Raw genomic sequence first — 14514 nt, 5'->3', positions numbered from 1 at the left:
GATATTTGACTGAAGTGTGACGGTGGGAAGCGGCAATTGCGTGCCGCGACGGTAATCCGCCACGGCAACAAAAGCGACGTATGGCAGTTATTGCGCGTTGAATGCCTGGCCATTGATGCCTGCGCTGTCAGGACCCATCAGGTACAGGTACACCGGCATGATCTCTTCCGGGGTCGGATTGTTCAGCGGGTTTTCTCCCGGATAGGCCTGTGCACGCATGCTGGTACGCGTGCCGCCCGGGTTGATGCTGTTGGAGCGCACGGGTGCCACGCCATCGACTTCATCGGCCAGGGTTTGCATCAAGCCTTCGGTAGCGAACTTCGATACTCCGTAAGCGCCCCAGTAGGCCCGGCCCTTGCGCCCGACACTGCTGGAGGTGAACACCACCGAGGCATCCTGCGACAGCTTGAGCAACGGCAGCAGGGTGCTGGTCAGCATGAACATTGCATTGACGTTGACTTGCATGACACGCATGAAGTTTTCGGCCGACAGCTGCTCGATCGGCGTGCGCGGCCCGATGATCGAGGCGTTGTGCAGCAAGCCGTCGAGGTGGCCGAACTCGCTCTCGATCATCGCCGCCAGCTCATCGTATTGATGGGGCAGGGCGGTCTCGAGGTTGAACGGGATCACTGCCGGTTGTGGATGCCCTGCGGCTTCGATCTCGTCGTAGACCTGAGTCAGATTGGCTTCGGTCTTGCCCAGCAGCAGCACGGTGGCGCCGTGAGCAGCGTAGGTTTTCGCGGCAGCCGCACCGATGCCACGACCGGCACCGGTGACCAGAATGACCCGATCCTTGAGCAATTCGGGACGGGCGGTGTAATCAAACATAAAAACCTCTCCATAAGGCGAATGCTGAACTCTGTGGCGAGGGAGCTTGCTCCCGCTCGGCTGCGGAGCAGTCGTAGTGCCAGCCAGTGCGGTGTGCCTGAGAAAATGCGGACTCAGGTAAAAATGGGGCCGCTGCGCGACCCAGCGGGAGCAAGCTCCCTCGCCACAGGATGGGGGCGGGTCAGCAGCTGCACAGCGCGCTGTCGAGCACCTTGCGCAATTCCAGCGGATGATCCACCACCACGTCCGCGCCCCAGTGCCGCGGGTTGTCGTCCGGGTGGATATAGCCGTAGGTCACGGCGCAGGTCTTGGTGCCGGCATCGCGGCCCGACTCGATATCGCGCAGATCATCGCCCACAAACAAAACCGTCGACGGATCCAGATCAAGCATTTTGCACGCGAGGATCAGCGGCTCCGGATCCGGCTTGCTGTTCTTCACGTGATCCGGGCAGATCAGCAGCGCCGAGCGCTCGGCCAACCCCAGTTGCTGCATGATCGGCTCGGCAAACCGCACCGGTTTGTTGGTGACCACGCCCCAGATCAGGTTGGCCCGCTCGATGTCGACCAGCAACTCGCCCATGCCGTCGAACAGCTTGCTGTGCACAGCGCAACCGGCCAGATAACGCTCGAGGAATTCCTGACGCAGCTCCTCGAAGCCCGGCGATTCCGGATCCATCGAGAACGTCACCGCGACCATCGCTTTGGCGCCGCCGGAGATTTCGTCGCGGATGTGCTTGTCGTTCATCGGCGGCAAGCCGCGATCCGCGCGCATCGCCTGACAGATGGCGATGAAGTCCGGCGCGGTGTCGAGCAGGGTGCCGTCCATATCGAAAAGGACTGCTCTGATGGCCATCGGCTTACTCCTCGCGCAGGGTCTGGATCATGTAGTTGACGTCAACGTCGCTGGCCAGCTTGTAGTGCTTGGTCAGGGGGTTGTAGGTCAGGCCGATGATGTCCTTGACGGTCAGGCCGGCGATGCGGCTCCAGGCGCCCAGCTCGGACGGGCGGATGAATTTCTTGAAGTCGTGGGTGCCGCGCGGCAGCAGCTTCATGATGTATTCGGCGCCGATGATGGCGAACAGGTACGCCTTCGGGTTGCGGTTGATGGTCGAAAAGAACACCTGGCCGCCGGGCTTGACCATGCGGTAGCAGGCGCGGATCACCGACGACGGGTCCGGTACGTGCTCCAGCATTTCCAGGCAGGTTACGACGTCGAACTGCTCGGGCATCTCTTCAGCCAGGGCTTCGGCGGTGATCTGCCGGTATTCGACGCTGACGCCGGACTCCAACTGATGCAATTGCGCTACCGCCAGTGGCGCTTCGCCCATGTCGATGCCCGTGACAGTGGCGCCGCGCTGGGCCATGGCTTCGCTGAGGATGCCGCCGCCGCAACCGACGTCGAGAACTTTCTTGTCGGCCAGATTGACTCGCTCGTCAATCCAGTTGACGCGCAGCGGGTTGATGTCGTGCAGCGGTTTGAACTCGCTTTCACGGTCCCACCAGCGATGGGCCAGGGCTTCGAATTTGGCGATTTCGGCGTGGTCGACGTTGCTCATGATGTATTCCTCGAAAAACTTGAAAAGGGCTGTAGCCGCGGAGTCTGCTCCGCGGTGTTTACGATTCGGTGTGGCCGCTGATGCGCTGGCCCCAGGCCCGGGCGGTAACGCCCAGCTGTTGTTCATCCAGACGGGTCAGGCGCCGGTCGTCGAGTAACTGTTTACCGGCGACCCACAGGTGTTTCACGCAGTCGCGGCCGGTGGCATAAATAAGCTGCGACACCGGGTCATAGACCGGTTGCTGAGCCAGGCCGGACAGGTCGAAAGCGACAATGTCCGCAGCCTTGCCGATCTCCAGCGAACCGACCTGCGCCTCGATGCCCAAGGCCCGTGCGCCGTTGAGCGTGGCCATGCGCAGCGCACGATGGGCGTCCAGCGCGGTGGCCGAGCCGGCGACGGCTTTGGCCAGCAGCGCGGCAGTGCGGGTTTCGCCGAGCAGGTCGAGGTCGTTGTTGCTCGCCGCGCCATCGGTGCCGACGGCGACGTTCACGCCAGCCTGCCACAGGCGCTCCACCGGGCAGAACCCGCTGGCCAGCTTCAGATTCGATTCCGGGCAGTGGATCACGCTGGTGTTGCTTTCTACCAGCAATGCCAGATCGTCATCGCTGATCTGGGTCATGTGCACCGCCTGGAAGCGCGGGCCGAGCAGGCCGAGACGACCGAGGCGGGCCAGTGGCCGCTCGCCGCGATGCTCCAGCGATTGCTGGACTTCGAAGGCGGTCTCGTGGACGTGCATGTGGATCGACGCGTCCAGCTCTTCGGCGATCACGCGGATTTTTTCCAGGTTCTCGTCGCCCACGGTGTAGGGTGCATGTGGGCCGAAGGTGATCTTGATCCGTTCGTGATGCTTCAGATCGCCGAACAGCTCGACGCCCTGACGAATCGCCTCATCGGCGCTGCTGGCGCCGGGGATCGGGAAATCGAGGATCGGAATCGCGATCTGCGCGCGAATGCCGCTATTGTGCACGCGCTCACTGGCGACTTTCGGGAAGAAGTACATGTCCGAGAAACAGCTGATGCCGCCCTTGATCTGCTCGGCAATCGCCAAGTCAGTGCCATCACGGACGAACTCTTCATCGACCCATTTGGCTTCGGCCGGCCAGATGTGGTTTTCCAGCCAGGTCATCAGCGGCAGATCGTCGGCCAGGCCACGGAACAGGGTCATCGCCGCATGCCCGTGAGCGTTGATCAGGCCGGGGCTGAGCAGCACGTCCGGCAATTCGCGGACTTCAGTGGCGTTACACTTCAATGCTTCGGCGCGCGGGCCGATAAACACGATGCGACCGTCGCGAATGCCCAGGCCATGCTCCTTGAGCACAACGCCTGCAGGTTCGACGGGTACCAGCCAGGTCGGCAGCAATAATAAGTCGAGCGCAATGGCAGGTTTCGGCATCGAGGGTCGGTTCCAGTGCTTTTGTAAAGGATGGCGAAGTATACCCGAGCGTCTTCGCGGGGGGATCGCTATAATCGGCGGCTTTTGTTCATGAGTGCGGGGTGAGGGATGCGCGATCGACTGTTGGCTGCGGAGAAAGTAAAGGCCATCGATTGGCGAGATGGCGCGCTCCACCTGCTGGATCAGCGTATTTTGCCGTTCGAGGAAACGTGGATTGCCTACACCAGCGCTGCCGGTGTGGCTGAGGCGATTCGTTCGATGGTGGTGCGTGGCGCACCGGCCATCGGCATCAGCGCGGCCTATGGCATTGTGCTGGCGGCCCGCGCCCGCGTGGCTGAAGGCGGCGACTGGTACGCGGCGCTGGAAGAGGATTTCGCCCTGCTGGCGGATTCCCGCCCGACGGCGGTCAACCTGTTCTGGGCGTTGAATCGCATGCACGATCGGCTCGATCGTCTGAAGGACAATGCCGATCCGCTGGTGGCGCTGGAAGCCGAAGCCATTGCCATTCATGAAAGCGACCGCGAAGCCAACCTGACCATGGCCCAGCTCGGCGTCGATCTGATCCGCAAACATCAGGGCAATGCCCAGGCGATCCTGACCCACTGCAACACTGGTGCTCTGGCCACCGGTGGTTTCGGTACCGCGCTGGGGGTGATTCGTGCGGCGTACCTGGAAGGCATGGTCGAGCGGGTTTATGCCGATGAAACCCGACCATGGCTGCAGGGTTCACGCCTGACGGCCTGGGAGCTGGCGAACGAAGGCATCCCGGTGACGCTGAATGCCGACTCGGCGGCTGCGCACATCATGAAGACCAAAGGCGTGACCTGGGTGATCGTCGGCGCTGACCGCATCACTGCCAATGGCGACGTGGCGAACAAGATCGGCACCTATCAACTGGCGGTCAACGCCATGCACCACGGCGTGCGTTTCATGGTGGTGGCGCCGAGTTCGACCATCGACATGCATCTGGCCAGTGGCGACGACATTCCGATCGAGGAGCGTGACGGCGCCGAGTTGCTGGAGGTGGGTGGCAAGCGCGTGGGGGCCGATGTCGAGGCGTTCAACCCGGTGTTCGACGTGACGCCGGCGGATCTGATCGATGCGATCGTCACTGAAAAGGGCATCGTCGAGCGGCCGGATACGGCGAAAATGGCCCAGTTGATGTGCCGCAAGCGCCTGCATTGATTGGCTTGATGTCTGCGTTGTCCTCTTCGCGAGCAAGCTCGCTCCCACAGGTTTTGTGCATGCCGCAGAACATTGTGGGAGCGAGCTTGCTCGCGAAGGGGCCCTAAAAGTCAATAAACATCCACAAATCAGCCTCAAAATCTGCATTCAAAGAAGCTCTGAGCCTCTCTCGTCCCCTTTACGCCTGTCATCGGTCAACTAACTATGCTCCATGCGCATCTGGGGGATAGGTGCGTGGCGGCTCTTGTGATAACATCCGGCGTTTTCCGAGGCAGCTTCACGGAGCTGTCTTTACTGCGCAAATCCACGGTTCGATTTGTTGATTTGTCGTAAGTCGGCGCATGGCACTCAGCCTGCCCCGACGAGCTTCGTACATCCCATATGGATATGACGAAGTTTCACCAGAAAAAGGAATCAGGCTTCTCATGGGCGAACTGGCCAAAGAAATCCTCCCGGTCAATATCGAAGACGAGCTGAAACAGTCCTACCTCGACTACGCGATGAGCGTAATCGTCGGCCGTGCACTGCCGGATGCGCGCGATGGCCTCAAGCCCGTGCACCGTCGCGTACTGTTCGCGATGAGCGAGCTGGGCAACGACTTCAACAAGCCGTACAAGAAATCTGCCCGTGTTGTCGGTGACGTGATCGGTAAGTATCACCCGCACGGTGATACCGCGGTGTACGACACCATCGTCCGCATGGCTCAGCCTTTCTCCCTGCGCTACCTGCTGGTTGACGGTCAGGGCAACTTCGGTTCGGTGGACGGCGACAACGCCGCGGCCATGCGATACACCGAAGTGCGCATGACCAAGCTGGCGCACGAGCTGCTGGCTGACCTGCATAAAGAAACCGTGGACTGGGTGCCGAACTACGACGGCACCGAAATGATCCCGGCGGTGATGCCGACGCGCATCCCCAACCTGCTGGTCAACGGTTCCAGCGGTATCGCCGTGGGCATGGCGACCAATATTCCGCCGCACAACCTCGGTGAAGTCATCGACGGTTGCCTGGCCCTCATCGACAACCCCGAGCTGACCGTCGATGAGCTGATGCAATACATCCCCGGTCCGGACTTCCCGACGGCCGCGATCATCAACGGTCGTGCCGGCATCATCGAAGCCTACCGTACCGGTCGCGGCCGCATTTACATGCGTGCCCGTTCGATCATCGAGGACATCGACAAGGTCGGTGGCCGTCAGCAGATCGTCATCACCGAACTCCCGTATCAGCTGAACAAGGCGCGTCTGATCGAGAAGATCGCCGAGCTGGTCAAAGAGAAGAAGCTTGAAGGCATCACCGAGCTGCGCGACGAGTCCGACAAGGACGGTATGCGCGTCGTGATCGAGCTGCGTCGCGGCGAAGTGCCTGAGGTGATCCTCAACAATCTCTACGCCCAGACCCAGCTGCAATCGGTATTCGGCATCAACATCGTCGCGCTGATCGACGGCCGTCCGCGCATCCTGAACCTCAAGGATCTGCTGGAAGCCTTCGTCCGTCACCGTCGCGAAGTGGTCACCCGCCGTACCGTATTCGAACTGCGCAAGGCTCGCGAGCGTGGTCACATCCTCGAAGGCCAGGCCGTCGCCCTGTCGAACATCGACCCGGTGATCGCCCTGATCAAGGCGTCGCCGACTCCGTCGGAAGCCAAGGAAGCGCTGGTCAGCACCCCTTGGGAATCCAGCGCCGTAGTCGCGATGGTTGAACGTGCCGGCGCCGATTCGTGCCGTCCGGAAAACCTCGATCCGCAATACGGTCTGCGCGAAGGCAAGTACTTCCTGTCGCCAGAACAGGCGCAAGCCATTCTCGAACTGCGCCTGCACCGTCTGACCGGTCTGGAACACGAGAAGCTGCTGGCCGAGTATCAAGAGATCCTCAACCAGATCGGCGAGCTGATCCGCATCCTCAACAGCGCCGTGCGCCTGATGGAAGTGATCCGCGAAGAGCTGGAAGTGATCCGCGCCGAATACGGCGACGTGCGTCGCACCGAGATTCTCGATGCGCGTCTCGACCTGACCCTGGGCGACATGATCCCGGAAGAAGAGCGCGTCGTGACCATCTCCCACGGTGGCTACGCCAAGACTCAGCCGCTGGCTGCGTACCAGGCTCAGCGCCGTGGCGGCAAAGGCAAATCGGCGACCGGCGTCAAGGATGAGGACTACATCGCTCACCTGCTAGTGGCCAACAGTCACACCACGCTGCTGCTGTTCTCCAGCAAGGGCAAGGTGTACTGGCTGAAGACTTACGAAATTCCGGAAGCGTCCCGCGCCGCCCGTGGTCGTCCGCTGGTCAACCTGCTGCCGCTGGATGACGGTGAATACATCACCACCATGCTGCCGGTCGAGGAATACACCGAAGGTCACTACATCTTCATGGCGACCGCCAACGGCACCGTGAAGAAGACCCCGCTGGAATCCTTCAGCCGTCAGCGCAGCGTCGGTCTGATCGCGCTGGAGCTGGACGAAGGCGACGTGCTGATATCCGCAGCCATCACCGATGGCGAGCGCGAAGTGATGCTGTTCTCCGACGGCGGCAAGGTAACGCGCTTCAAAGAGTCTGACGTGCGTGCCATGGGCCGTACCGCCCGCGGTGTACGCGGCATGCGTCTGCCGGAAGGGCAGAAGCTGATTTCGATGCTGATCCCGGAAGAAGGCAGCCAGATCCTCACCGCTTCCGAGCGTGGTTATGGCAAGCGCACCGCGATCACCGAGTTCCCTGAGTACAAGCGTGGCGGCCAGGGCGTGATCGCCATGGTCAGCAACGAGCGTAACGGCCGACTGGTCGGTGCGGTTCAGGTGCTCGACGGCGAAGAAATCATGCTGATCTCCGATCAGGGCACTCTGGTGCGCACCCGTGTCGACGAAGTGTCGAGCCTGGGCCGTAACACCCAGGGCGTGACCCTGATCAAACTGGCCAAGGATGAAACCCTGGTTGGTCTGGAGCGGGTTCAGGAGCCGTCGGAAGTCGAAGGCGATGAGCTTGAAGGTGAAGAGGGTGCCGGGTTCGAGGGGGATGTCGTGATCGACGACGTTGCCGAGGACCAGCAACTCGACGCCGCAGCTGACGAAGAGCCGCAGGAATAAGCGGACAAGCGAGGGGGCGGATGAAAATTCGCCCCCTTGTTATTTGTCCGGTATGAAATTTCGACACCCATGAAGATCCAGTGTGGGAGCGGGCTTGCTCGCGAAGAGGGACTGACATTCAATGGCGATGTCACCAGTCCAGCCGCTTTCGCGAGCAAGCCCGCTCCCACATTCGATTTGTGTCGGCTGATGATGTAATGCGTGATACCACCAAATCAGAGCGAGATTGGATGTGAGCAAGCGAGCCTATAACTTCTGTGCCGGTCCTGCGGCGCTTCCTGAAGCTGTCCTGCAACGTGCCCAGGGTGAACTCCTTGATTGGCATGGCAAGGGTCTGTCGGTCATGGAAATGAGCCATCGCAGCGATGAGTTCGTGTCCATCGCCACCCAGGCCGAGCAGGACCTGCGTGACCTGCTGAATATCCCGTCGAACTATAAAGTGCTGTTTCTGCAGGGGGGCGCCAGCCAGCAATTCGCGCAGATCCCGCTGAACCTGTTGCCGGAAAACGGCTCTGCCGACTACATCGACACCGGTATCTGGTCGCAGAAAGCCATCGAAGAAGCCTCGCGCTACGGCCACGTCAACGTTGCCGCCACCGCCAAGCCTTACGACTATTTCGCCATTCCGGGCCAGAACGAGTGGAATCTGTCGAAAGACGCCGCTTACGTTCACTACGCGCCGAACGAAACCATCGGCGGTCTGGAATTCCAGTGGATCCCGGAAACCGGTGATGTGCCGCTGGTCGCCGATATGTCCTCGGACATCCTCTCGCGTCCAGTCGACATCTCACGTTTCGGCATGATCTACGCCGGCGCTCAGAAGAACATCGGCCCGAGCGGTATCGTCGTCAACATCATCCGCGAAGACCTGCTGGGCAAGGCGCGTTCGCTGTGCCCGACCATGCTCAACTACAAGGTCGCGGCCGATAACGGCTCGATGTACAACACCCCGCCGACCCTGGCCTGGTACCTGTCCGGCCTGGTGTTCCAGTGGCTGAAAGAGCAGGGCGGCGTTGAAGCGATCGCCAAACTGAATGACGTCAAGCAGCGCACGCTGTACGACTTCATCGACGCCAGCGGCCTCTACAGCAACCCGATCAACAAGTCGGACCGCTCGTGGATGAACGTGCCATTCCGTCTGGCTGACGATCGCCTGGACAAGCCGTTCCTCGCCGGTGCCGACGAGCGCGGCCTGCTCAACCTCAAAGGCCACCGCTCCGTGGGCGGCATGCGCGCCTCCATCTACAACGCCGTCGACATCAACGCCGTCAACGCGCTGGTGGCGTACATGGCTGAATTCGAGAAGGAACACGGCTGATGTCCGAGCAAGAACTCAAGGCACTGCGCGTTCGCATCGACGCTCTGGACAGCAAGGTTCTCGAGCTGATCAGCGAACGCGCCCGCTGCGCCCAGGAAGTTGCGCGAGTAAAGATGGCCTCGCTGGCCGAAGGCGAAGTGCCGGTGTTCTATCGTCCCGAGCGTGAAGCTCAGGTGCTCAAGCGGGTGATGGAGCGCAATCAGGGGCCGCTGGGCAACGAAGAGATGGCGCGGTTGTTCCGCGAAATCATGTCTTCGTGCCTGGCGCTCGAGCAGCCATTGAAAGTGGCTTACCTCGGCCCTGAAGGCACCTTCACCCAGGCGGCGGCCATGAAGCACTTCGGCCACGCGGTGATCAGCAAGCCGATGGCGGCAATCGACGAAGTGTTCCGTGAAGTGGCGGCGGGTGCGGTGAACTTTGGCGTGGTACCGGTGGAAAACTCCACCGAAGGCGCGGTCAACCACACCCTCGACAGCTTCCTCGAGCACGACATGGTGATCTGTGGCGAAGTCGAGCTGCGCATTCACCATCACCTGTTGGTTGGTGAAAACACCAAGACCGACAGCATCAGCCGCATCTACTCCCACGCCCAGTCGCTGGCCCAGTGCCGCAAGTGGCTGGACGCGCATTACCCGAATGTCGAGCGCGTGGCGGTGTCGAGCAACGCTGAAGCGGCGAAGCGGGTCAAGGGTGAGTGGAATTCGGCGGCGATTGCCGGTGACATGGCCGCAGGCTTGTACGGCCTGACACGTCTGGCCGAGAAGATCGAAGACCGTCCGGACAACTCGACGCGCTTCCTGATGATCGGTAACCAGGAAGTGCCGCCGACCGGCGACGACAAGACTTCGATCATCGTCTCGATGAGCAACAAGCCTGGCGCGCTTCACGAGCTGCTGGTGCCGTTCCATGACAACGGGATCGACCTGACCCGGATCGAAACCCGTCCGTCGCGCAGCGGCAAATGGACCTACGTGTTCTTCATCGACTTCGTCGGCCACCACCGTGATCCGCTGATCAAAGGTGTGCTGGAAAAGATCAGTCAGGAAGCAGTAGCACTCAAAGTGCTGGGTTCCTACCCGAAAGCAGTTCTCTAAGGGGCGGTAGCAAATGAGTGGCAACTTCCTCGCTCTGGCACAGCCGGGCGTGCAACAACTTTCGCCGTACGTTCCGGGCAAGCCTGTGGACGAACTGGCGCGCGAGCTGGATCTGGATCCGGCGAAAATCGTCAAACTGGCAAGCAACGAAAATCCGCTAGGCGCCAGTCCGAAAGCCTTGGCGGCGATCCGCGAAGAACTGGCCGAGCTGACCCGTTATCCGGACGGTAACGGCTTCGCGCTGAAATCGCTGTTGGCCGAGCAGTGCCGCGTCGAGCTGAATCAGGTGACCCTGGGCAACGGCTCCAACGACATTCTCGAGCTGGTGGCGCGCGCCTATCTGGCGCCGGGCCTGAACGCCGTGTTCAGTGAGCACGCGTTCGCTGTCTACCCGATCGCCACCCAGGCTGTCGGCGCGCAGGCCAAAGTGATTCCGGCCAAGGATTGGGGGCACGACTTGCCTGCGATGCTCGCGGCCATCGACGCCAATACCCGCGTGGTATTCATCGCCAATCCGAACAACCCGACCGGTACCTGGTTCGGCGCCGAAGCGCTGGACGAGTTCCTGCAGGACGTGCCGGAGCACGTCCTGGTGGTGCTGGACGAGGCGTACATCGAATACGCCGAAGGCAGTGATCTGCCGGATGGTCTGGATTTCCTCGCGGCGTATCCGAATCTGCTGGTATCGCGCACGTTCTCCAAGGCCTACGGTCTGGCGGCGCTGCGCGTCGGTTATGGCCTGTCCACTGCGGTAGTAGCGGACGTGCTGAACCGCGTGCGCCAGCCGTTCAACGTCAACAGCCTGGCCCTGGCCGCGGCCTGTGCGGCGCTGAAAGACGAAGAGTATCTGGCGCAAAGCCGTCAGCTCAACGAATCCGGCATGCAGCAGTTGCAGGCAGGGTTCCGTGAGTTGGGTCTGAGCTGGATCGAGTCCAAAGGCAACTTCATCTGCGTCGATCTCGGTCAGGTAGCTGCGCCGATTTTCCAGGGCTTGCTGCGCGAAGGCGTGATCGTGCGTCCGGTGGCCAATTACGGCATGCCGAACCACCTGCGGGTGACCATCGGTCTGCCGGCGGAAAACAGCCGCTTCCTCGAAGCGCTGCGTAAGGTTCTGGCTCGTGGGTGATGTCACTGCTCTGCAATCTGCTGCACCTATGATCGGTCGTCTTGTAGTGGTCGGTCTGGGCTTGATCGGTGGTTCGTTTGCCAAAGGCTTGCGTGAAAGCGGTATCTGCCGCGAGGTGGTCGGGGTCGATCTCGATCCGCAATCGCGCAAGCTGGCGGTCGAGTTGGGTGTGGTGGATCGTTGTGAAGATGATCTGATCGCTGCGTGTCAGGGCGCCGACGTGATTCAGCTGGCGGTGCCGATTCTGGCCATGGAGAAAGTCCTGGCTCGTCTGGCGAGTGTTGATCTGGGGCAGGCGATTCTGACCGATGTCGGCAGCGCCAAGGGCAATGTGGTGCGCGCGGCGACCGAGGCGTTTGGCGGTATGCCAGCGCGCTTCGTGCCGGGCCATCCGATTGCCGGCTCCGAGCAGAGCGGGGTGGAAGCCTCCAACTCTGAGCTGTTCCGTCGGCACAAGGTGATTCTGACGCCGCTCGAGCAGACCGACCCGGCCGCACTGGCGGTGGTTGATCGCTTGTGGCGCGAACTGGGTGCCGACGTCGAGCACATGCAGGTCGAGCGCCACGATGAAGTGTTGGCCGCGACCAGTCATCTGCCGCACCTGCTGGCCTTCGGTCTGGTCGACTCGTTGGCCAAACGCAATGAAAACCTTGAGATCTTCCGTTACGCTGCGGGCGGTTTCCGCGATTTCACAAGAATCGCCGGAAGCGACCCGGTGATGTGGCACGACATCTTCCTCGCCAACCGCGAGGCTGTCCTGCGCACACTCGATACATTTCGCAGCGACCTCGACGCCTTGCGCGACGCGGTCGATGCAGGGGATGGGCACCAATTGTTGGGCGTCTTCACGCGCGCCCGGGTTGCCCGCGAGCATTTCAGTAAAATCCTGGCCCGCAGGGCCTATGTGGACGCTATGAATTCCAACGATCTGATTTTCCTGGCTCAACCTGGTGGCCGCCTGTCCGGTCGGATTCGCGTACCAGGTGACAAATCGATTTCCCACCGCTCGATCATGCTCGGCTCGCTGGCCGAAGGCGTGACCGAGGTTGAAGGTTTCCTCGAGGGCGAAGATGCCCTGGCGACCTTGCAGGCATTTCGCGACATGGGCGTGGTCATCGAAGGCCCGCACCACGGTCGTGTGACCATTCACGGCGTCGGCCTGCACGGTCTGAAGCCTGCGCCGGGTCCGATCTATCTGGGCAACTCCGGCACCTCGATGCGCCTGTTGTCCGGCCTGCTGGCGGCGCAGAACTTCGACAGCACCCTGACCGGCGATGCGTCGCTGTCCAAGCGTCCGATGAATCGCGTGGCTAATCCGCTGCGTGAAATGGGCGCCGTGATCGAAACCGCCGCCGAAGGTCGTCCGCCGATGACCATTCGTGGCGGGCACAAACTCAAGGGTCTGACCTACACCATGCCGATGGCCAGTGCTCAGGTGAAGTCCTGCCTGCTGCTGGCGGGTCTTTACGCCGAAGGCAAGACCACCGTGACCGAGCCGGCGCCGACCCGTGACCACACCGAGCGCATGCTGCGCGGTTTTGGCTACCCGGTAAGCGTCGATGGCGCCACCGCGTCGGTCGAGTCCGGCGGCAAGCTGACTGCGACCCATATCGAAGTGCCGGGCGACATCTCGTCGTCGGCGTTCTTCCTGGTGGCCGCGTCGATCGCCGAAGGTTCCGAGCTGGTGCTGGAGCACGTTGGCATCAACCCGACCCGTACCGGCGTCATCGACATCCTGCGTCTGATGGGCGCAGACATCACCCTGGAAAACCAGCGTGAAGTTGGCGGCGAGCCAGTGGCTGACCTGCGCGTGCGCGCTGCTAAACTCAAGGGTATCGAGATTCCGGAAGCGTTGGTGCCACTGGCCATCGACGAATTCCCGGTGCTGTTCGTGGCGGCGGCGTGTGCCGAAGGTCGTACCGTACTGACCGGTGCCGAAGAGCTGCGCGTCAAGGAATCGGATCGCATTCAAGTCATGGCGGACGGCTTGCTGGCGCTGGGCGTCAAGTGCCAGCCGACTCCGGACGGCATCATCATTGATGGCGGCCAGATCGGTGGCGGCGAAGTGCATGGTCACGGTGATCACCGTATCGCCATGGCTTTCAGCGTCGCTTCGCTGCGCGCCACTGCACCGATCCGCATCCATGATTGCGCCAACGTCGCGACGTCGTTCCCGAACTTCCTCGCGCTGTGCGCGCAGGTCGGCATTCGCGTGGCTCAAGAGGCTCAGTCGTGAAAAACATTGCACCGGTCATCACCATCGATGGGCCAAGCGGTTCGGGCAAGGGCACGGTCGCCGGGATCCTGGCCAAGCGTCTGGGCTGGAATCTGCTGGACTCTGGTGCGCTGTATCGCCTGCTGGCGTTCGCTGCGCACAACCATGGTGTCGACCTGACCAATGAAGAGTTGCTGAAGAAACTGGCCGCTCATCTGGATGTGCAGTTCATCGCGGCGACCGACGGTCAGCTGCAGCGCATCATTCTGGAAGGCGATGAAGTCAGCGACGTCATCCGTACTGAAAGCGTCGGCTCCGGCGCTTCTCAGGTGGCCGCATTGCCGGCGGTACGCGAGGCGCTGCTGCAGCGCCAGCGTGCTTTCCAGGAAGCGCCGGGCCTGGTGGCCGACGGTCGCGACATGGGCACAGTGGTTTTTCCGGATGCGCCGCTGAAGATTTTCCTCACCGCCAGTGCCGAGGAACGGGCGCGACGCCGATATTTGCAGTTGAAGGGCAAAGTCGAGGGTGTTAGTCTGTCGAGTCTGCTAGATGAGATCCGTGCACGCGACGAGCGTGATACCCAGCGCGCAGTAGCCCCGCTCAAGCCGGCGGCTGATGCGATACAGCTGGATTCCACGGAGTTGTCCATCGATCAGGTGCTTGAACGCATCATGAGCGAGATCGCCATTCGCGATATCGCCGGGTGACCAAGAAGGCCG

11 protein-coding genes are annotated in these 14514 nt (G+C 61.6%); 7 read left to right on the top strand and 4 right to left on the bottom strand.

Annotation, left to right across the window (positions count from 1 at the left end; genetic code table 11):
- Positions 1 to 87 precede the first annotated feature (87 nt).
- The 4 genes from V3W27_RS10230 to V3W27_RS10215 form a co-directional block, all read right to left on the bottom strand.
- Positions 88 to 828 carry a YciK family oxidoreductase gene (locus V3W27_RS10230; RefSeq protein ID WP_330206522.1) on the bottom strand — a complete coding sequence of 247 codons (741 nt, stop codon included), beginning with the start codon at positions 826 to 828 and terminating at the stop codon, positions 88 to 90.
- Positions 829 to 1009: 181 nt separating this feature from the next.
- Positions 1010 to 1681, bottom strand: coding sequence for an N-acetylmuramic acid 6-phosphate phosphatase MupP (gene mupP / locus V3W27_RS10225; RefSeq protein ID WP_097088381.1), 672 nt, complete (start codon positions 1679 to 1681; stop codon positions 1010 to 1012).
- A gap of 4 nt (positions 1682 to 1685) precedes the next feature.
- Positions 1686 to 2384, bottom strand: coding sequence for a bifunctional 2-polyprenyl-6-hydroxyphenol methylase/3-demethylubiquinol 3-O-methyltransferase UbiG (gene ubiG / locus V3W27_RS10220; protein ID WP_330206521.1), 699 nt, complete (start codon positions 2382 to 2384; stop codon positions 1686 to 1688).
- A gap of 58 nt (positions 2385 to 2442) precedes the next feature.
- On the bottom strand, positions 2443 to 3777 hold the full coding sequence (locus V3W27_RS10215) for a TRZ/ATZ family hydrolase (protein WP_103368359.1): 1335 nt from the start codon (positions 3775 to 3777) through the stop codon (positions 2443 to 2445).
- A gap of 108 nt (positions 3778 to 3885) precedes the next feature.
- Here V3W27_RS10215 and mtnA point away from each other — a divergent pair, with 108 nt between their 5' ends.
- The 7 genes from mtnA (at position 3886) to cmk (ending at position 14502) form a co-directional block, all read left to right on the top strand.
- A complete protein-coding gene (gene mtnA, locus V3W27_RS10210; RefSeq protein ID WP_096794920.1) occupies positions 3886 to 4962 on the top strand; it encodes an S-methyl-5-thioribose-1-phosphate isomerase in 1077 nt (358 codons plus the stop codon).
- Between the two features lie 425 nt (positions 4963 to 5387).
- A complete protein-coding gene (gyrA, locus tag V3W27_RS10205; protein ID WP_027612418.1) occupies positions 5388 to 8042 on the top strand; it encodes a DNA gyrase subunit A in 2655 nt (884 codons plus the stop codon).
- A 232-nt stretch (positions 8043 to 8274) separates the two neighbouring features.
- A complete protein-coding gene (gene serC, locus V3W27_RS10200) occupies positions 8275 to 9360 on the top strand; it encodes a 3-phosphoserine/phosphohydroxythreonine transaminase (protein WP_183785977.1) in 1086 nt (361 codons plus the stop codon).
- Positions 9360 to 10454 (top strand): prephenate dehydratase, encoded by a 1095-nt coding sequence (gene pheA, locus V3W27_RS10195; RefSeq protein ID WP_003226907.1) that lies wholly within the window; start codon positions 9360 to 9362, stop codon positions 10452 to 10454. The genes serC and pheA overlap by 1 nt, the downstream gene beginning before the upstream one ends.
- A gap of 13 nt (positions 10455 to 10467) precedes the next feature.
- A complete protein-coding gene (gene hisC / locus V3W27_RS10190; RefSeq protein ID WP_330206520.1) occupies positions 10468 to 11580 on the top strand; it encodes a histidinol-phosphate transaminase in 1113 nt (370 codons plus the stop codon).
- Between the two features lie 28 nt (positions 11581 to 11608).
- Positions 11609 to 13816, top strand: coding sequence for a bifunctional prephenate dehydrogenase/3-phosphoshikimate 1-carboxyvinyltransferase (locus V3W27_RS10185; protein WP_240795657.1), 2208 nt, complete (start codon positions 11609 to 11611; stop codon positions 13814 to 13816).
- Positions 13813 to 14502, top strand: a complete 690-nt coding sequence (cmk, locus tag V3W27_RS10180; RefSeq protein ID WP_015093983.1) for a (d)CMP kinase — start codon at positions 13813 to 13815, stop codon at positions 14500 to 14502. The genes V3W27_RS10185 and cmk overlap by 4 nt, the downstream gene beginning before the upstream one ends.
- Positions 14503 to 14514 lie beyond the last annotated feature (12 nt).

It is taken from the genome of Pseudomonas sp. AM14(2022) (assembly GCF_036346455.1).
In the GTDB taxonomy this organism is placed as follows: Bacteria; Pseudomonadota; Gammaproteobacteria; order Pseudomonadales; family Pseudomonadaceae; genus Aquipseudomonas; species Aquipseudomonas putida_A.
This window is presented reverse-complemented; position numbering and strand designations above follow the sequence as displayed.